Annotated in this window: 13 protein-coding genes, 1 other RNA gene and 1 pseudogene; 5 read left to right on the top strand and 10 right to left on the bottom strand. The window is 39.2% G+C overall.

Annotation, left to right across the window (positions count from 1 at the left end):
- Positions 1–4: 4 nt before the first annotated feature.
- The 7 genes from folC to fabB all read right to left on the bottom strand — a co-directional run bounded on the left by folC (position 5) and on the right by fabB (position 11,133).
- Positions 5–1,270, bottom strand: coding sequence for a bifunctional tetrahydrofolate synthase/dihydrofolate synthase (gene folC / locus I6E78_RS05595; RefSeq protein ID WP_197182136.1), 1,266 nt, complete (start codon positions 1,268–1,270; stop codon positions 5–7).
- A gap of 25 nt (positions 1,271–1,295) precedes the next feature.
- Positions 1,296–2,171 (bottom strand): acetyl-CoA carboxylase, carboxyltransferase subunit beta, encoded by an 876-nt coding sequence (gene accD / locus I6E78_RS05590; RefSeq protein WP_011328732.1) that lies wholly within the window; start codon positions 2,169–2,171, stop codon positions 1,296–1,298.
- A 154-nt stretch (positions 2,172–2,325) separates the two neighbouring features.
- The gene (truA, locus tag I6E78_RS05585; RefSeq protein WP_086998470.1) at positions 2,326–3,120 is read right to left on the bottom strand and encodes a tRNA pseudouridine(38-40) synthase TruA; all 795 of its coding nucleotides are present in this window, start codon (positions 3,118–3,120) and stop codon (positions 2,326–2,328) included.
- A gap of 149 nt (positions 3,121–3,269) precedes the next feature.
- Positions 3,270–7,280: a FimV/HubP family polar landmark protein gene (locus I6E78_RS05580; RefSeq protein WP_197182135.1), complete on the bottom strand. Its 4,011-nt coding sequence runs from the start codon at positions 7,278–7,280 to the stop codon at positions 3,270–3,272.
- A gap of 348 nt (positions 7,281–7,628) precedes the next feature.
- Entirely contained in the window at positions 7,629–8,645 is a 1,017-nt protein-coding gene (locus I6E78_RS05575; protein ID WP_197182134.1) for an aspartate-semialdehyde dehydrogenase, read from the bottom strand.
- 45 nt (positions 8,646–8,690) lie between these two features.
- The gene (locus I6E78_RS05570; RefSeq protein ID WP_197182133.1) at positions 8,691–9,812 is read right to left on the bottom strand and encodes a 4-phosphoerythronate dehydrogenase; all 1,122 of its coding nucleotides are present in this window, start codon (positions 9,810–9,812) and stop codon (positions 8,691–8,693) included.
- Between the two features lie 109 nt (positions 9,813–9,921).
- Positions 9,922–11,133, bottom strand: a complete 1,212-nt coding sequence (gene fabB, locus I6E78_RS05565; RefSeq protein ID WP_011328738.1) for a beta-ketoacyl-ACP synthase I — start codon at positions 11,131–11,133, stop codon at positions 9,922–9,924.
- 181 nt (positions 11,134–11,314) lie between these two features.
- Here fabB and mnmC point away from each other — a divergent pair, with 181 nt between their 5' ends.
- Both mnmC and I6E78_RS05555 read left to right on the top strand, forming a co-directional pair.
- Entirely contained in the window at positions 11,315–13,324 is a 2,010-nt protein-coding gene (gene mnmC, locus I6E78_RS05560; RefSeq protein WP_197182132.1) for a bifunctional tRNA (5-methylaminomethyl-2-thiouridine)(34)-methyltransferase MnmD/FAD-dependent 5-carboxymethylaminomethyl-2-thiouridine(34) oxidoreductase MnmC, read from the top strand.
- 82 nt (positions 13,325–13,406) lie between these two features.
- On the top strand, positions 13,407–14,042 hold the full coding sequence (locus tag I6E78_RS05555; protein ID WP_011328740.1) for an NAD(P)-binding oxidoreductase: 636 nt from the start codon (positions 13,407–13,409) through the stop codon (positions 14,040–14,042).
- 5 nt (positions 14,043–14,047) lie between these two features.
- Here I6E78_RS05555 and I6E78_RS05550 read toward each other — a convergent pair whose 3' ends face one another.
- Positions 14,048–14,806, bottom strand: coding sequence for a sulfite exporter TauE/SafE family protein (locus I6E78_RS05550; RefSeq protein ID WP_197182131.1), 759 nt, complete (start codon positions 14,804–14,806; stop codon positions 14,048–14,050).
- Between the two features lie 595 nt (positions 14,807–15,401).
- Between I6E78_RS05550 and gltS the strand changes: the two genes are divergently transcribed.
- From gltS to I6E78_RS05535, 3 genes are all read left to right on the top strand, one after another.
- Entirely contained in the window at positions 15,402–16,616 is a 1,215-nt protein-coding gene (gene gltS / locus I6E78_RS05545) for a sodium/glutamate symporter (protein ID WP_011328742.1), read from the top strand.
- 386 nt (positions 16,617–17,002) lie between these two features.
- Entirely contained in the window at positions 17,003–18,193 is a 1,191-nt protein-coding gene (locus tag I6E78_RS05540) for a hypothetical protein (RefSeq protein WP_197182130.1), read from the top strand.
- A gap of 2 nt (positions 18,194–18,195) precedes the next feature.
- Positions 18,196–18,942 (top strand): hypothetical protein, encoded by a 747-nt coding sequence (locus tag I6E78_RS05535; RefSeq protein ID WP_197182129.1) that lies wholly within the window; start codon positions 18,196–18,198, stop codon positions 18,940–18,942.
- Here I6E78_RS05535 and I6E78_RS18635 read toward each other — a convergent pair.
- Positions 18,935–19,117 (bottom strand): annotated as a pseudogene (locus I6E78_RS18635) (tyrosine-type recombinase/integrase); the annotation flags it as partial. The gene I6E78_RS05535 and the pseudogene I6E78_RS18635 overlap by 8 nt on opposite strands.
- A 543-nt stretch (positions 19,118–19,660) precedes the next feature.
- Positions 19,661–20,017, bottom strand: a transfer-messenger RNA (tmRNA) gene (ssrA, locus tag I6E78_RS05530).
- Positions 20,018–20,099 lie beyond the last annotated feature (82 nt).

Below are 20,099 nucleotides of genomic sequence, written 5' to 3'. Positions count from 1 at the left end.
CTCTCTATTTTTTAAAGTAATCAATAGCGCCAGCAACGGTAAAAAATGAACCAAAAACAATCAAAACTGTGTCGTTTTGTTGTGTTGGCAAAATTACATCGAGTGCTGCTGCTACGCTATTATAACTATGCTTAATATCATTATGCGGTATGCTTTGTAGCGCATTTTGTAAGTTGCTAGCGCTATCACCACGAGGGCCATTTAAACTCGCTAACGACCATTGATCAACTAAATGGCTTACTTCTTTAAGCACACCTGCTTTATCTTTATCAGCAAGCATAGCGACTAATGCATGAATTTTAAAGCCTTTATCTTTGTAGCTTAGTAATTTACTTGCTAAATATCGAGCCGATTCAGGATTATGCGCTACATCGGTATATACCAAGGGTTGGTCGCTTAACTGCTCAAAACGCCCTTCCACAACCAGGTTTGCTAAACAGGCTTTGATCACCGACTCACTCGGGAGTAAATTTAACACACTTAGCGTGGTTAACGCTGTTGCTGCATTTTGACTAGGAATTGCTGGTTTAGCTAATTCAAGGTTGTACTGTTGATATTGCCAGCTAAAGGTATCTGCGTGTTCTTTAAATATAAAGTCACTCCCTGATAAAACCATCTTGGCATTTATTTCATCGCCATAATCAGTCATGGTATGGGGAATATTTAAATCGCCAATAATAGCCGGCGTATTTTCACGAAAAATACCCGCTTTGTCATAAGCAACGAGTTCGCGCGTATCACCTAAGTATTCTTTGTGATCTAAATCGATAGTGGTAATAACACTCGCAAAAGGCGTAACAATATTAGTGGCGTCATAACGCCCGCCTAAACCTACCTCTAAGAGTACGTAGTCAACCTCACAGCGCTTAAAAATTGCCAGCGCAGCCAAGGTGCCATATTCAAAATAAGTGAGTGCGGTATCTTTGCGCCCTTGTTCTAGTAAATGAAAGGCATCAACATGATACTGGTCGCTAAGCTCTTGCCCATTTACCCGTACACGTTCGTTATAGTGCGTTAAATGTGGTGAAGCATACGTACCTACGCTAAGGCCTTGCGCTAAAAGTAACGACTCTAGGCAGCGTGCTGTGGTGCCTTTACCATTGGTACCGGCAATCAAAATAATTTTACTTGAGGTGTTTAATAGCCCAATGTTATTAGCAACACTGGCAACGCGTTCTAGCCCCATTGCAATATTTGCAGGGTGAACACTTTCTAAATAAAAAAGCCAATCATCAAGGCTTGATGATTGGCTAGGAATTGTTTTTATCATAGCGTTAGATCAATAAAGCTTAAATTTACGCTACTCTATGCTCTTGCTCAGTAGAAGGCAAGTTCATAAACTTAGCCAAAATGCGTGCCAATGTATCGCGCATTTCACGACGGTCAATAATCATGTCTATTGCACCGTGTTCAAGCAAGAATTCACTACGCTGAAAACCTTCAGGGAGTGTTTCACGCACTGTCTGCTCAATAACACGCGGCCCTGCAAAACCAATTAATGCTTTTGGCTCGCCTACGTTAATGTCGCCCAACATAGCAAGCGATGCAGAAACACCGCCCATTGTTGGATCAGTCATAACTGAAATAAATGGTAAGCCTTTTTCTGTCATTTTAGCAAGCGCGGCACTGGTTTTAGCCATTTGCATTAATGAAATAAGTGCTTCTTGCATACGTGCGCCGCCAGAAGCCGAAAAACAAATAAGTGGCATATTATGCTCTAAGCATTGATCAACAGCGTCAACAAAACGTGCACCTACTACCGAAGCCATTGAACCGCCCATAAATGAGAATTCAAATGCTACAGCAGCTACAGGAATACCTTTTAAATGTCCCTTCATTGCCACAAGCGCGTCTTTTTCACCACTTGATTTTTGCGCCGCTGTAATACGGTCAGAGTATTTTTTTGAGTCTCTAAATTTAAGCACATCTTTAGGTTCGTGCTGTGTACCAAGTTCTACACGGTCACCTTCATCTAAAAAATACTCAAGGCGCTTACGCCCACTAATACGCATATGATGATCGCACTTAGGACATACATTCAATGCTTTTTCTAATTCGGCTTTATACAAAATAGAATCACACGATGTACACTTAGCCCAAACACCTTCTGGAATTTCTTTACGACCTGATGCTTTTGTCGTTTTAGGTAAGATTTTTTCTAGCCAACTCATTTGCAACTCTCTTAATGCTGTTCTGTGTCGCGAGCTTGCATGCTTATCATGCAAACAAATTTTCTCAATTAAAACATGAATTACACTAACACGGTATCAAAAACTGGTCTTAGTAGTTGCCAGCGCTTAGATTAAACAGTTAAAAACCACCTAATTAAATACTAATATCTGGTAAAAACAAAGGTCCTAATGGCGTTTTAGGTATGTTAAATTGTTCAGGATAATCAACATCTACCAGGTATAAACCGGCAGCTTTAGCGGTTGCACTTGCCTTTGCTCGCTCTTTTAAATCTAGCAATTCTTTTAGCCAAACAGGTTGTTGTTTATGTAAGCCTATATCCATTAAACAACCCGTTATATTACGTACCATATGATGTAAAAAAGCATTGGCTTTAATATCTATAATAACGTAAGTGCCTTGGCGCTGTACCGATAAATGCTGAATTGTTCTAATAGCAGTATTTGCTTGGCAGTGAATAGCGCGGAACGACGTAAAGTCGTATTTACCTATTAAATACTGACACGCTTCTTGCATTTTAGTTTCATCAAGCGTGTGATGAAAGTGCGTAACACCTTCGTTTAATACCGCACCACGAAGTGGGTTATTATAAATAACATAACGATAACGGCGTGCTGTAGCACTAAAACGAGCATGAAAATCATCAGCCACTGGCTGAGCAAAACGAATAGCAATATCTTTTGGCAACAATGTATTCATGCCTAAAGTAAATGCCACCATATCGCGTGGTGCATCTGTATCAAAGTGCACAACTTGCCCGGTACCATGCACACCGGCATCGGTACGCCCTGCGCATACAATTGCAACCGGATGATTACAAATACGCGATAACGCTGTTTCTACTTCTTGTTGTACGCTGTTTACGTGTGATTGTCGTTGCCAACCACTATAGCGTGCGCCGTTGTATTCAACTCCAAGTGCTACTCGCATAATTACTGCTTTACCTACTGTGCTAATGAACGGGGCATTTTATGCTATCTAGCGATGCAATAAAAGCAGCTGCGCTATAATCAAACCTATCCCGATTAAAAAAGCCCGTAATTAATAAAATTACGGGCTTTAAATTTATGCTCTTTATTTTATTTAAGTTTAGCTTTTAAGCTAAGCGCTTCTTGTTGAACTTCTTCAGGGCCTTTATTAATAACGTCTTCGATAACCTTAAGCGCTGAGTCAAAATCATCTATTTCGATATAAGCGCGGGCTAAGTCTAATTTAGCAGAATAACCGCCACTTTCAGCATCAACATCTGTTGGGTTATCGCCGGCCAGTAATGAGTCAAAATCACCTAGCCCTACGTCCATATTCACATCATCGTAAGGTTCGTGCTCTGTATCTGCGTCGTCACTTTGCTCTAATAACGCATCAATATCTACAAACTCATCTTTGCTAGTTTGCTCAATAGTATTGCTGTTAACAGTTGGCTGTGGCGCTAAAGCTGATTCATCAGTATCTATTTCATCACTGAGTAAGTTATTAAAATCAACGTCAAACTCACTACTGTCTGCAATATCCAGCTCATCAGCATCGGCTAATTCATTTAGTAATGCATCAAAGTCGGTCTGAGTTAAATCGGCCATAAACTCGTCATCAAGCTCATCATCCGATGCAACTTCACCGTTATGCGGTAACTCTGTTGGCATTAATGCCGCTTCACGGTCTACATTTGTTTGCTCATCAATTAACTTCTCATCTAACTCTTCATTTAATTGCTCAATTTGAATATCGTCTACTTCGTTAAGCAAATCATCACTAACGTCATCATTTAATTGCTGCTCAGACGAATTACTTGTATCAACCTCTGGTGGTGAGGTTATTACTAATAATTCATCTTCATTTTGTTGTTCACTATCGAGCTCTGAAAAATCATTTTCAATTAATAGTTCATCGTCAAAGTCATCATTTAAACTATCTAAATTACCACCGGCTAGTAGCGAGTTTGCAAGATCTTGTTCAGCTTGACTCGAGGCCATACCTTTAGCATCACCATCTAGGTTATCGCCTTGCAGCTCTTGCGGAGTAAACGCTTGCTGTTCATCTGCTGTTAGTATTGCATCGTCATTCAGATCTAGCTCAGGGTATTCGTCTACATCAAGCTCTTCGCTTGGCGCTGCTACATCAGGCACTGACTCATCTGCTAATAATTCAGATTCATCATTTTCAATACCTAGAGGGTCGTCACCTAATTCGGCTTCTGTTACATCATTTAAATCATCAACCGACCACTGAGGGGGTTCTACATACTCTTCATCATCGGATGCTTGTTGTAGCTCATTTAAAAGCTCATCAACACTTTTTAAATTATCGTCATTATATTCTTCAAGCGCATCTTCAGGATCGAGTAACGTCTGCGATGTATCTGAGTAATCCTCTATAATTGAGTCGCCAAAATCGTCTTGCTCTTCTACTGCAAGCTCTGGTTCTGACTCAAGTGCTGACTCTGTATTTTCACTGAATGAAGAGTCAACAGATTCAGCGTCGTCACTATTTAACTCTTGCTGCGCTTTTTCTAAATCCTCTACTGATTCAGCAAGGGCTGTATCTATTTGTGCATCATGTTCATCAAGGTCGTCGTCTAAGTTATCGATTAAGCTGTCGATATCGTCAATTTCATCTAAGTCAAAGTCATCGGCTTCTTCTACTAACTCAGCTGTATTATTTTGCTCTTCAAGCGCTGTTTCAGGCTGCTCTTCCTCGCCCTGCTCGCTTTGTTCACTAACTTCGTCGATTAAGCTGTCGATGTAGTCAATTTCATCTAAGTCAAAGTCATCTGCTTCTTCTACTAACTCAGCTGTATTGTTTTGCTCTTCAAGCGGTGCTTCAGGCTGTTCTTCATCATCCTGCTCACTTACTTCATCGATTAAGCTGTCGATATCGTCAATATCATCTAAGTCGAAGTCATCGGCTTCTTCTACTAACTCAGCTGTATTATTTTGCTCTTCAAGCGCTGTTTCAGGCTGCTCTTCCTCGCCTTGTTCACTAACCTCGTCGATTAAGCTGTCGATGTCGTCAATATCATCTAAGTCAAAGTCATCAGCTTCTTCTACTAACTCAGCTGTATTATTTTGCTCTTCAAGCGCTGTTTCTGGCTGCTTTTCATCGCTTTGTTCGCTAACTTCATCGATTAAGCTATCGATGTCATCTAAATCAAAGTCGTCATTCTCTTCTACGAGCTCTGTAGCGCTGTTTTGCCCTTCAAGCAGATCATCGCCCTGTTCGCTTGCTTCGTCAATTAAGCTATCGATATCATCTAAATCAAAGTCGTCGTTTTCTTCTACGAGCTCTGTAGCGCTGTTTTGCTCTTCAAGCAGATCATCGCCCTGAACATTTGCTTCGCCAATTAAGCTGTCGATATCATCTAAATCAAAGTCGTCATTTTCTTCAACTAGCTCTGTAGCGCTGTTTTGCTCTTCAAGCAGATCATCGCCCTGTTCGCTTGCTTCATCGATTAAGCTGTCGATATCGTCTAAATCAAAGTCGTCGCTTTCTTCAACTAGCTCTGTAGCGCTGCTTTGCTTTTCAGGCAGAGCATCGTCCTGCTCACTTACTTCATCGATTAAGCTGTCGATATCATCTAAGTCAAAGTCGTCGTTTTCCTCTACCAACTCTTCTGTATTGCTTGGTATTGATGATTGCTCTGATTCTAATAAATCATCAATATCAAAATCGTCATCTTCACTTGCTAACTCTTCACTAAAGGCAGATATTTCATCGTGAGAATCCCCACTCTCTGGTGCTACTTTGTCGCTATCACTCGATTCAATTTCTGGTAAGCTATCGTCTTCATCAAATAAGCTATCTAAATCATCAGCACTTAAAATATCATCACTGTTTTGTGATGTGTTTAAGTCTAAATCAATAGTGTCCTCTACAGGCTCATCAAAGCCTTGCTGCATAAAAATATCGAGTTCATCATCGTCTTGGCCGTCTTCATCATCAAAAATGATGTCATCGCTCAGTAAGCTTTCTAACTCATCTTGATCTAATAAATTGCTATCGTCTAATGAGTCGTCAAACGCTACATCGTCATCTAACAGCATGTCATCTGAAATACCGTCATCTAACAGCACGTCATCCGCAATACCGTCATCTAATTGAACACTTAAATCATCCAACGGATCAGGAATAATAGGATCGTCGTGGCTAGCTGCACTTACAACATCATCGCTGTCATCACTGCTATAAACGGGAGTTTGCGGTAAAAACTCTTCATCTTCTTGGTTATTTTGTTCGGTGTTATTTGCGCGTTTACGTAACAACATTACAACGGCAAAAATAATTAATAATGCAGGTATAGTCATTAACAAAATTAAAACCAGCGGATTAGATAGCAAGGCTCCTAAGTCAAATTCGGCATCTTGTTTGGCGTCTTTGATTTTTTGTTGCGCTATTATTTCATTTTGTTTAACTATTAATTCTTTAAGTTGCAGCTGTATTTCGCTGTCTTGCCCTAGTTGCTCGCGTAAGTTTTTTAGCTCTTGTGAAATACCTGTGAGTTGTTTTTTAAGCTTGTTATTCTCTACTAATATTTCTTCAACATTGTTTACCGAACTTTTAAATTGCTGTTGCAGCTCAACTAATCTATTACTTTGATCCGTTTTTATGTCATTTAATTCTTTTTGTAATTCTTTTTTAGCTTCGTCTACGTCAACTTTACGCGCTTGCGTTACTTTGGTTTGAGCTGTATTAATTTCGCTTTGCGTTAGCGTGCCGTTTTTCTTTTTTTCCCATAACTTGTCGTCTTGTTCAGAGCGCTGTCTTGCTAGCTCAGAGCTAACACTTTTAATTTCAGCTAAGGTGGGTATGTTTAAATAGGCACCACTTTGCATGTGGTTAAGGTTTTGTTCTAAAAATGAATTTGGATTTTTGTTATACAAGGCCTGCATAACTTGATAAATGCTTACAGAGTTATCAGGACGAACTTTAACAGCAATACGCCAGAGTGTATCGGTCGGTTTTATTGGCCCTATTGCTCGTCCTTGCACACCATAGTCAACGCCTTTAGGCCCCTTTAGTTGGGTACTGTCTTGAGAGTAAACAGAAGTGACTATCAATGCAGACGCCAATATAATAAGTGAAGCTAAACCGCGCATGCTGATCCTTTAATGTTTAAATGTTAACGTAGCGCCACAAAGTGGGCGCATAAACATTGATTATTCTTGCCGTTATCAACCAAATGGCTGACTCACATTTTTTATTACAATCTATTTTTATTGCAAGCTCTATTCCAGTTACAAACTATAAACCAGTTAGCCACTAATATCCATCGCAACACTTTGAAAATAAATACCTTAAATTTATAATTAAAAGTATTTAAATCTGTTACATCAACATCTTTATACGCTTTTAAATTATATGCGGCAATTAATTGACAGCCATATAAACAAAAAGCGGCAAACAAATAATGTTTACCGCTTTTTTTGCTTTAAAGCTATAAGTAATTACATGTAGTTAGCAATAAGCTCTTCTGCAATTTGTATGCTATTTGTTGCTGCACCTTTGCGGGTATTATCGCTTACAACCCACATATTTAAACCATGTGGATGTGAAATATCGGCGCGTAAACGACCAATATAAACTGTGTCATTACCGCTGGCATCAGATACCGCTGTTGGGTAATCGCCCGCATCATCAATAAGCTCAACACCTGGCGCGTCGTTTAATAACTGTTTTACGTGTTCAAGGTCATATGGCATACGTGTTTCTATATTGATTGACTCTGAATGACCAAAAAACACCGGTACTCTTACACACGTTGGGTTTACTGCAATGGTAGTATCGCCTAATATTTTATGCGTTTCGTTAACCATTTTCATTTCTTCACGGGTGTAGCCGTTATCTTCAAATGCATCTATTTGTGGGATCACGTTAAACGCAATTTGCTTAGGAAATATATCGCTGTCAACTGGGCGGGCATTCATTAAGTTAGCGGTTTGCTTTGCTAACTCATCAACCGCTTTTTTACCTGCGCCCGACACTGCTTGATATGTTGATACATTAATACGGTCAATTCCGTAAGCATCGTATATTGGTTTTAGTGCCAACATCATCTGAATAGTTGAACAGTTAGGGTTGGCAATTATGTTACGATTTCTAAAATCGGCTAAGCTTGCTGCGTTAACTTCTGGTACGATTAGAGGGACTTCAAAATCATTTCTAAAAAATGATGTATTGTCGATTACTACACAACCAGCATCTGCAGCAATTGGCGCGTACTGCTCTGACACACTATCACCAGCAGAGAAGAAGCCTATGTGCGCTTGGCTAAAGTCAAAGCCTTCAACATCTAGTACTTCAATGGTCTCACCACAAAACTTAATGTCTTCGCCTGCGCTGCGGCTGCTAGCAAGTAAAAAAAGTTGATCCACTGGAAATTTACGATCTGCTAATGTTTCAATGATTTGACGACCAACTAAACCTGTAGCACCAAGTACCACAACGTTATATTTTTGCGACATATTTATTCCTCTTTAAGCGATATTAAAACAACATCGCTAGTTAAATTAGTTTGCAACAGTAAACCCAAGCTGGGCTAAAGCGGCTAGCTGCGAGCTATCACCTTGTATTATTAAAGTGCTAAATTCTCGTCTTACAGGGTAGTTTTTACGTAAACTATCAAAACCGTTATTCGCTAAATCACGCAGTAAAATACCGTCATCACGGCGTACGTCGTAAATTAAATGCACCAAACGCGCAATATCAGCTTCATTAAAACTTTGTCCTAATGTAGCTTGCGTAATTGCAGGCACGGGTAAAAACTCGTCGAGCGACTTTGTTGCTTCTATCCCTTTGAGTTCACAAAACTTTTGATACAATATTTGTGTACCACGGGCTTTCCCTTCAAGGGTGTGCCCTGCAATGTGAACGCTTGCATAGCGCACATGCTCTAGTAGCTCAGTTAAAATAGTGGGTTCGTTTTCCCATACATCAAGCACTAAATCTAAATCGGCACCCGCTTGCATCACTTCTAATAATGCTTGATTGTCAATCACATCACCACGGCTTGCATTAATTAACGTAAGCCCGGGTTTGAGCGCTTTTAATCTGGCTTTATCCATCATATGTAGCGTTTTATGCTCGCCACTTTTTATAAGCGGAACATGAAAAGTTACAATATCTGACTGCGCAAGTAATTGATCAAGTGCTACGTGCTCGTTTAATAAGCCTTGCGCATGTTTTATTGGATCACATAAAAGTACAGTTAAATTCAGCGCTTGTAATTTTTGCGCCAAACAACTGCCAATACTGCCTACGCCAACTATACCTATTGTTTGATTATTAAGTGGGCGGGCGTTTTCTTGGCTTAAGGCATATAAACTGCTTATTACATACTCGGCTACCGCAATTGCGTTGCAGCCTGGCGCGCTACTAAAGGCAATATTTTTATCATTTAATAATTGCGTATCAATATGATCAACACCAATTGTTGCGGTGCCAACAAAGCTTAGTTTGTTAGCGTGTGCTAAAAGCTCATTATTAACCTGAGTGACTGAGCGAGTAAGCAGCACATCTACGTCTATTAGTTGATCGGCTGTTAATTGTCGCCCATCAAAACGCTCAACTTCACCAATGTCTGCAAAGTACTGCTCAACTAAAGGCATATTCTGATCGGCAAGAATTTTCATACAGAGTCCGTTTGGCAATTAAGGGTCGCTATTGTAACGAACAACCTAGGCTTTGCACAAACTAAAAAGCCGAGCAATGCTCGGCTTTGGGTATTTAGTAAGAAACTAATTAACCTTTATATTTACTCATAACTAACGTGGCATTTGTACCACCAAAGCCAAAGCTGTTCGACATTACAGTATTTAACTCAACATCACGACGTTCAGTAACAATATCAAGGCCTGCAGCTTGCTCGTCTAATTCATCAATATTAATTGATGGTGCAACAAAGCCATGCTCTAGCATTAATAAAGAGAAAATAGCCTCGTGAACACCCGCCGCACCTAGGGCATGGCCTGTCATTGCTTTAGTTGCGCTGATCATTGGTGAATTACCACCAAATACGTCTTGAATAGCGCCAAGCTCTTTAACATCGCCCACTGGAGTAGATGTGCCATGCGTATTTAAATAATCAATACTTTCTACGTCTTGCATAGCTTGGCGCATACAGCGTGCAGCACCTTCGCCTGAAGGAGCAACCATGTCGTAACCATCAGACGTTGCACCATAGCCAACAATTTCTGCGTAAATATGTGCGCCACGAGCAAGAGCATGTTCAAGCTCTTCAACCACAACAATACCGCCACCACCAGATATAACAAAACCATCGCGGTTTGCATCGTACGTACGCGATGCTTTTTCTGGTGTTTCGTTGTACTTAGTAGAAAGTGCGCCCATAGCGTCAAATTCCATTGCTAAAGTCCAGTGCAGCTCTTCACCACCACCAGCAAAAACAACATCTTGCTTGCCAAGTTGAATTTGTTCTACTGCATTACCAATACAGTGCGCTGATGTAGCACATGCAGAACTAATAGAGTAGTTAACACCTTTAATTTTAAACGGTGTTGCTAAACATGCAGACGTGGTGCTTGCCATAGTACGTGGCACCATATAAGGACCTACACGCTTTACGCCTTTTTCGCGTAAAATATCAGCCGCTTCTACTTGCCATTTAGATGAACCACCACCAGAACCAACTATAATACCCGTACGCTCGTTTGACACTTGCTCGTCAGATAAACCTGAGTCTGCAATCGCTTGCGTCATTGAAATATAAGAATAGGCAGCAGCATCACCCATAAAACGCATTGCTTTGCGGTCAACATGTTCTTTAACGTCAATATCAATTTTGCCCGACACGTTGCTACGTAGCTTGTAATCGGCAAATTCTTGGTTAAACGCAATGCCACTACGGCCTGTTTTTAACGATTCTAATACTTCTTCTTTGTTGTTACCAATACTTGATACAACACCGATACCTGTAATTACGGCTCTTCTCATGGGTAATTCCCTTAGCTTAATACTTAATTGCGTTCTATTTTACGCGAATTTAATCATCTAAGTGGTCAGCTTTCTAGCGTACACTTGTACTCTGAACTGCTAGCTTATAAATAACGCCAGACTATTTCAAAGAAAACACGTAAAATAATTAAAAAATTTCATCTCTAAAATTAAATGGGTCATGATAAAAAACGCCAACATTCACTTTAACCACCAAGGCACACCTGTTGCCAATGACTTCGATGATATTTATTATTCTGACGATAATGGCTTAGCTGAATCTTATTATGTGTTTTATCAGCAAAACAATATAGATACACGGTTACAAAGCCATGACCAAGCACATTTCGTTATAGCCGAAACCGGTTTTGGTACTGGCCTTAACTTTTTAAATACATGCCAGCACTTTACTGACCACCTTGCACGCCAACAAGTTCAAAAGCAACTAAACTATGGTGTAAAGCGACTACACTTTATTGCCTTTGAAAAACACCCATTAAGTGTAAGCGACTTAAGCAAAATATTAACAGCATGGCCTGAACTTAATTTATTAAGTGAGCAACTTATCAGCCAGTATCCCATTAATTTAGCAGGCTGCCATCGACTTGAATTTAATAATGGGACAATAGTGCTCGATTTATATTTTGGTGATGCACTGGAATCGATTAAAACAATGAGCTATCCGCGCTCAGGTATAGTAGATGCTTGGTTTTTAGATGGTTTTGCACCGAGTAAAAACCCTGACATGTGGCAACAAAGCCTGTTTAATGCCATGGTTAACGTTTCAAAAGTAGGAGCCACCCTTGCTACCTTTACCGCTGCCGGCTTTGTTCGTCGTGGGTTAAGTGATGCAGGCTTTACCATGCAAAAAGTTAAAGGATTTGCGCACAAACGTAGCATGCTAATTGGCACATTAAAACACACTAACGATACGCAATCGGCGCCAAGTTATTTTAATCACGATGTAAGCCCGCTTAGTAATGTGGCGGTAATTGGTGGTGGTATTGCCAGCAGCTGTATTTTATACAGCCTAGCTAAGCGAGGTATTAGCAGCCAATTATTTTGCCAAGATGCTGCACCCGCTATGGGGGCATCGCACAACGTGCAAGGGGTGGTATACCCTCATTTACAAGCAAAAAACTCCCCACACAGCGAGTTATTTGCGCATAGCTTTTTATATGCCAAACGGCTTTATAAACAGTTACTCAATGATGGCTTTAGTTTTGATCATAGCTGGTGCGGTGTATTGCAGCATGCAGTAAAACAGCCACTCGTTGATCGCCATGAAAATTTAGCCCAGCAGCAATTATGGCCACAAACATTAATGCGTAACGTAACCGCAGAGCAAGGAGATACTATAGCCGGAGTTACTACTGGTTATTCTGGCGTATATTTTGAACAAGGTGGCTGGGTAAACCCACCACAACTAGTTAATGCTATGTTGAGCGCCGCCCATTGTTTGTCGCCTTATAAAAGTACTTTTAACTGCCATATAGAACAATTAAAAAAAACCAGCAACGGCTGGCTACTTTTTAGTAACGGCAAACAGTTTGGCCCCTTTAGCGATGTAATTATATGTGCAGGTGAGCACAGCGATGCATTTGCACAAACTAAAGCACTACCAATCGTTGGTGTACGCGGGCAAGTATCGCATGTGCAGGCAAGTGAGCAGTCAACTAAACTAAAAACGGTGCTGTGCCATAAAGGCTATTTTACACCCGCTTATTTAGATCATCATTGTATGGGTGCAACGTTTGAAAAAAACACCAAAAGCCGACAAGTAACTGAGCAAGACAACCTTAGTAATCGCGAGCAATTACTCAACTTTTACGGCCACTGTAATTTTGCAACTAGCTTAGGCAATATAACCGCAGCAAAAGCCGCAGTGCGTTGTAGTTTTATTGATCACTTACCTATGGCAGGAGAGTGGGTAGAGCAAAGCGATTACCTAACTGCCTTTGCTAATTTACGTTTAGGTAAACGCTATCAGTACCAAGCCCTAAGTAAAAAACAACAAGGGCTACATATTTTCACCGGCTTTGGTGCACGTGCTTTATGCAGTGCGCCACTTTGCAGTGAACACTTAATTAGCAGTTTAAACAACGAGCCGCGCCCGCTCAGCGAGCGTGTAAGCCAAGCTATTCACCCTGCTCGTTTTATAGTGCGTGATTTAATTCGTAATAAAATTTAATCAGTTAGCTATACTTGAAAGGTATACCAACGAGTCACGATCTACTGTAAGCTGAAATAGCAAACAAATTTAGGAGTTAATGATGAGTAAAACCTTAATTATTGGCGCAAGCGGGCAAATTGGTAAAATGACTACCGAGTTATTACTCCAGCATGAGCATAATGTAATCGCTTTAGTGCGCAATAAAAATAAACTAAGTGATTTAAATAGCGTACATTTAACTATTATCGAACAAGATTTAGAAAGCGATTTTAGTGACGTAGTAAAAGACTGTGAGCAAGTTATATTTGTTGCTGGCTCAGGCGGCGGTACAGGTGCTGATAAAACCTTATTAATTGATCTGTGGGCTGCTACTAAGGCAATTAACTTTTCAAAAGAGCACGGTGTTAAACACTTTATTATGGTGAGCTCGTTAGGTGCTGACGATCCTGATGCAATTCAAAGTGATCTAAAACCTTACCTAGTAGCTAAACACATGGCAGACAGATACCTAATAAATAGCGGCCTTAGTTATACCATTGTACGACCGGGTGCATTAACCAACGAAGCTGCATCAATGCTTATTAGCACAACACGACCAAGCGATCGTTCAAATGCAAAAATAAGCCGAGAAAACGTTGCTCATGTTTTATTTAACATTGCGCAAAACCAATGTAATAGCAGTTGTATTTTTGAGCTTTTTGATGGCGACAGCCCTATTAAAGCTGCGGTAAAATAATCTGCTTATAGCAATATTTCACTTATGCCTTGCCAAGCCAATTGGCAAGCCATAAGTGTTAATATAACCTTAAAAATAGTTTTAAAACGTGCTGTAGGCATACGTTTAAGTAAATAAATACCTAACCAAGTGCCTAGCGCACCACTGGCTATCATACCTATCACCAATGGCAACCATTGCCAAAAGTTAAACCCAATAACAGTATAAACAAACGCCTTTAACACATGCTGTAGGGTCATAATGCTAGAAAACGTTGCAGTGAACTTTAATTTGTCATAATTATTAATATGCAAATAACTCGCTACTAGCGGTCCACTTGCGCCAACAAACATAGAAATAAATGCCGTTATTAAACCCGCAACTAAACGCCCCAGCTTTGAGTCGTTTTTAAATTTAGGCGTTTTACCCCACAATAAATAAACCACAAATACCGCAACCGCCAACTTCATACCATCTAACTGAATATCATTAACTACAGTGCTAGAGATGCCAGCGCCAACCAACCCACCAAGCGTAAAGTAAATAAACATATTTTTATCTATATGTTTAATGCTCAACACTAGTCTATTTGCATTCGATCCTAATTGTACTAAGCCATGCACTGGCACCACGACCGTCATTGGCATAATTGATGCCATAACAACTAATAACATCAGCCCGCCACCGGCACCAAACGCGGCAGATACAAAAGATGTAAAACCTGCAAGTACAATAAGTAACAGCGCTATACAGGGAGTAACAAACTCTGTAGCCAATAAATCCATATTTATGCTCTAGGGTGAATAACACCTTATATTGAGGCTTATTTTAGTGATTTTGTATAACCATTAGGTATAACACGCATAGTTTAAATTGCGTTCAAAAAATATAAGCATTGTGTAAAGCCACAGCACATTAAAGCTCAGCATTAAGTTAAAAATATGCTTACAACAATTAATTATAGATTCTATTTTAAAGTTAATAACCCGCTATAAATTAGCCCAAACACGTAACTAATAAAAATGAACTGTCCCTTTATCTGTGCAACTTTTAACAATTACACCCAACTTTGTTTGTTGTAAAAAAATACAACCACATTAAAACTAATGAATAAGAATTACTTTATGGCTGTGTTTGCTGCAAAATAGTATACAAACTTAAAATATGCATCTTGATCGGTAACCGGTATATGCTAAGCTCCTGCCCTCAAAATTAAACTTTGCCTGTTTTTTATTAATGATTTGCTAAGTTGCAAGGTACTGCTTTTGCTTATGGCGCTCTAAAGTTTTGAACTGCTAATCTGTTGATTACCTCTTCACGGTCAAACTTTGGTTCATGTGCAAACAAAAATATACCGTATTAAAAAGGTTAAATGCGCTTATGAATATTGAAATTTCTATTATAGAAACCTTGTTAGTTTCTTTGTTAATACTTTTTGCAGGCTATTATCTCAATAGCAAAATTGCTTTTCTTAAAGACAACAACATTCCTGAACCCGTTGTGGGTGGTATTGCCTTTTCTATTATTGCGGCCATTCTGCACGTTTACTTTGATATTAACTTTCAATTCGATATGACTTTTAAAACCCCATTAATGACCATGTTTTTTACCACTGTTGGTTTGGGTGCGAGTTTTAGCTTATTAATTAAAGGTGGCCCTAAAGTCGCGCTGTTTTTGGGCGTCGCAACAATTTATTTATTGGTGCAAAATGCCTTAGGTATATCTATTGCGGTAGCAACCGGTATGGAGCCTTTAATGGGGTTAATTGGCGGCTCTGTAACACTCTCTGGTGGCCATGGTAGTGGTGCCACGTACGCTGATTTGTTTATTAATGAATATGGTATGCAAAGCAGCGTATTTGAACTGGCAATGGCAGCCGCTACGCTTGGGCTTATTCTTGGTGGCTTAGTTGGCGGCCCAGTCAGCAGGCGCCTCATTAATAAATACAACTTAAAAGCAGACACTTCATACCATGAAGAGCGCGATGACACAGTTACCTTCGACCCAGATGATCACGACCTAGTAACACCGCGTAAAATGATGGAAACCTTGTTTGTTATATTATTATGTATGTACTTAGGCCGCATGGGCTACGACGCATTAAAAGCAATTGACGTTATTCTACCAGCATTTTTAATCCCATTATTATTTGGTGTTTTTATTACTAACCTTACTGAATTTTCTAAAATTTATAAGGTAAGCCGCGCCTGTATAGACTTATGGGGCACCATGGCGCTATCAATGTTTTTAGCCATGGCTTTAATGTCGTTAAAAATATGGGAACTGCTGAGCTTAGCCGGCCCAATGATATTTATGATTTTAGTACAAGCCGTTATGCTAATGCTATTTGCTTACTTTATTACCTTTAGAGTAATGGGTAAAAACTACAACGCCGCAATAATAGCGGGCGGTCATTGTGGTTTTGGTTTAGGCGCAACGCCTACCGCAGTTGCAAATATGGAATCTTTAGTATCTCGTTACGGCCCCTCACCACAGGCATTTTTAGTAGTACCTTTAGTGGGCGCATTCTTCATTGATATTACCAACGCACTCATTATACAGCTGTATTTAAGCTTTCCTTTTGTTAGCGGTTAATAGCCGCACTTAAGCTATTGCACTCTCGTGAGCCAGCCCAAACGCTGGCTCACATTTAATAACTAACCCTGCCGTACCTCCAATCGTTTTTAGCAAACCTAATATGGACAACTCGTTCACCATCACAATATTAATCTTGTAAAAGCCACCTTAAATTACAGCCATAAAAAAACGAAATTAAAAGTCATTATTGGCAGAACTGGGGGGCTCGCGTCCGAAAGCCTCGATTACTACAGGTAACTAATTAAAACAAGTACTTACTTTTAAATCATAAGCTTAGTTTCTTATAGTATCCTCTAAAGTCTTGTATAATCTTTTGAGATTGGGCAGTATGTGGACATTAGGATTTTGTCCAAATATTAAAAATATAATTACAGGGATTTTGAATGAACCTTTTTGAAATTGACTCGTCTTGTCAATACTGGGTAGTAAGAGCCGGGGCTAAAGCCATATCATACCACCAGTTTATATCTTCTGGTTGTGTCGCTTTGGGTCACATGGATAATATCGGCTTTGATTCAGAGGGCGTAATTACAGAAGATGATGTTCCTGAATTGGAACGTCGAATTGTTCTTCTAAATACGAGAAGTGCTAACCCAGAAGAACCTCGCCAATTATCAGCTCGCTTAGGTCAAATAAGACACTTTATTAATGACTTTAAAATTGGTGATACTGTATTTACATTATCTAAAAGTAGAATATCTATAGGTACTATTATATCTGATGCTTATATAGATTCAGAACCATTATTTTCTATAAACCCTTCTACTGGTGAAAGAGTAAATTCTTCCAGTTCTCAAATTTTAAGAAGAAAGGTTAAATGGGAAAGCCGTAAACTAAGAACATCTTTACCTACACCAATCTCAAAAAGTTTAGGTTCACAAAAAACAGTATTTTCTTTAGAGGTACATAAAGAGCTTCTTAAACATTGGCTTTATGGTTTGTACATAGAAAATAACGAGCTTCACTTTACTACTGAAATAAATCAGACTAGTGATATTGCTCAGTTTCATTTAAGTGAATTTCAACGAATAATTCAAAAGCTCGAACTTTTTTCAATTCTAGAGCTTGATGAGAACTCATTCGATGAAGACCTACTACACGATCTTTATTATCAGTTTGGTGGTCAAGATAGGTTTACCCTTACCAATAAAAGTATTTTCACTTCTCCTGGGCATTCATGGGGTAAAATTCTAGGTGATAGAGCTACTCTAATCGCTTTTGCTTTTCTTATAACAGGCTGTATGGGGGAAGCTATTACGCCCGTAGACCAAGCTGATAATTATATACTAGTTAGCAATCAGGCTGAACTCACGAAAGCCATCGAGCACATTAAAACAACAACAACATTTGAATCACATAAAGACCATTTGGAAGCATTTATCAGTAAACCTAATAAAGGTCAGTTCTCCATTGATAGAGTGGAAGTTTCCAATCCTTTAACAAAATCATCATTTTCTCCTATAATTGAAAATGAAGAAGAAAATATAGAAAATAATGAAGTATCCTCTGCTGAAATCGATGATCGATATGACGATTTCCCTGAAATATCTGATGAAGGTGATATTGGTGTTTAACTATGCGTAAAAGTGATCCAATTTCATTTTTTGATATAGTTCCTCTGAGTCTTGGTGGGCTAATACTTGTAGTTATACTATTACTTAGTATTAGCTATTTTTACTTTTATAAAAAAAGAGACCTAGCCACTACCCAACCATCTGACTTTTCAACAATATTCCATAACATTATAAGCGCATTTGCAATTATAGTGGGCGGCTTATGGGTTTTAATTAGTTTTAATCTTTTGCAGCAAGTCGAAACTGCAAATCGAAATCTTGATTTGAAAGAACAAGAAATAACTGAAAAGCAGCTTTCAATTGATAATACTGAAGCCTCAATAATCAGTATTGACCATAAAGTTATTGATTATCATTCGCCAAATTTAGAAGGCACCCAAGGTCTAATTATAGAAGTAAAAATAAAAAATAGCGGTAAGTCGCGTTTGATTTTTAATTTAGATGAGTATCCACTCACGGTTTATAATATTGAAGCTAAAGATCATATGGTTATGAAGAAAAAAGAAATAAAACCAATCGTATACTCATCTATAGGTTCTAAAAGCGATGGAGAAAAGTCACGTCCTCTTTCTAAGTTTATTTCTTTAAAGTCATCAGAAAGAATATTAAGCTATTTTGTTACTGTTGAAAAAAATGAGCTTTACTACATAACCTTTAAAAGTCAGTTAGATTCTGCAGATAGTGCTCAAAAAATATGTGGTCAAGAAGAATGTAATTGGTTTGTTTCAAAATATATATTTATCAATTAAACCTTGGACCTAATCTGATTGCATCTTCTAAATGACTTGGTGCAAAGTGCGCGTAAACCATAGTTTGCTCAATCTTTGCATGACCAAGTATCTGCTACAGTACTAAAGTATTTCCGCCGCTCATCATAAAGTGACTTGCGCAAGTATGCCGTAAAACATGGCTGCACTGGCCTTTGAAAATTAATAGCGGGCAAGTATTTAAAACACTTTCAATTTAAGAACTTATTTATTTTACGTGAATAGAAGTGCCACTAAATTATTAGCGTATTAATTGTGTATAAATAACTTATTTAATCTGACAATTGCCGGTTTTTTAGAGCCAATACCCAATTCTTACTATTACTCTGCTTCTTTCAAAACCTTTATTCGCCTTTAGATGGCGCTCAACGACGTTTCGCTAGCGACAACTAACTGTGCGTTTGTAATATGAGGATAGTTACTAATAAGGTTGATTATTAATTTATCTACATCAGACAGTTTTAAACTCTCAGTTACTCCCCTCATTTAAACCTTCATTTTTAAAAGCTTAGCTTCGGTTACTGCATCAAAAATCATCACTCAATGAAGTGCGCTACCTGCTTCGTGGGTACTTTGGCGAATAGCTTAATGGGTCTGTGATCTTAATTAACCTTTAGCCATAAAAAAACCCGCAAGCTTGATTTCTCAAGCGTTGCGGGTTTTTTAGGGTTTTTAGACAAACGAATCTAAAAACCGATATTGGTGGAGCTGGGGGGATTTGAACCCCCGTCCGAAAAGCCTCGACCGTCGGTACTACATGCTTAGTATTGTCATTTAATTAACCTTTAAGTCCCGGACAAACACGGTAAATAAAGGCGAGGCCGCTTAGTTTTAACGCTTCAACCCCGGCCAGGGTTTCCATCGCGATCAGGTGTTAGGGTGACACTCCAAAATCTAGTCCACAAGAATACATAGAAGGAGCGCTAGCTGGCCTAAGCCGCTAGAGAGTAGTTATCGTCGTTTGCGATTACTTTAGGTTGCGGCTGTTTAACGAGGCAAACCGCACCTCGACATGCACCTTGGGCTTCTTGAATTCCGTCGAATCCTAATCAGCCCCTGAATTAGTAACTCATTCAGAGCGTACGGCTAGTATAACCGAGTAACATGCTGATACTCAAGGGCCTTCGACGCTTTATTTT

Origin of the sequence: Pseudoalteromonas sp. NZS127, from assembly GCF_015864805.1 — a bacterium.
Taxonomy (GTDB): domain Bacteria; phylum Pseudomonadota; class Gammaproteobacteria; order Enterobacterales; family Alteromonadaceae; genus Pseudoalteromonas; species Pseudoalteromonas nigrifaciens.
Note: the sequence above shows the minus strand (reverse complement) of the source record. Positions and strands in the feature narration are given on the sequence as shown.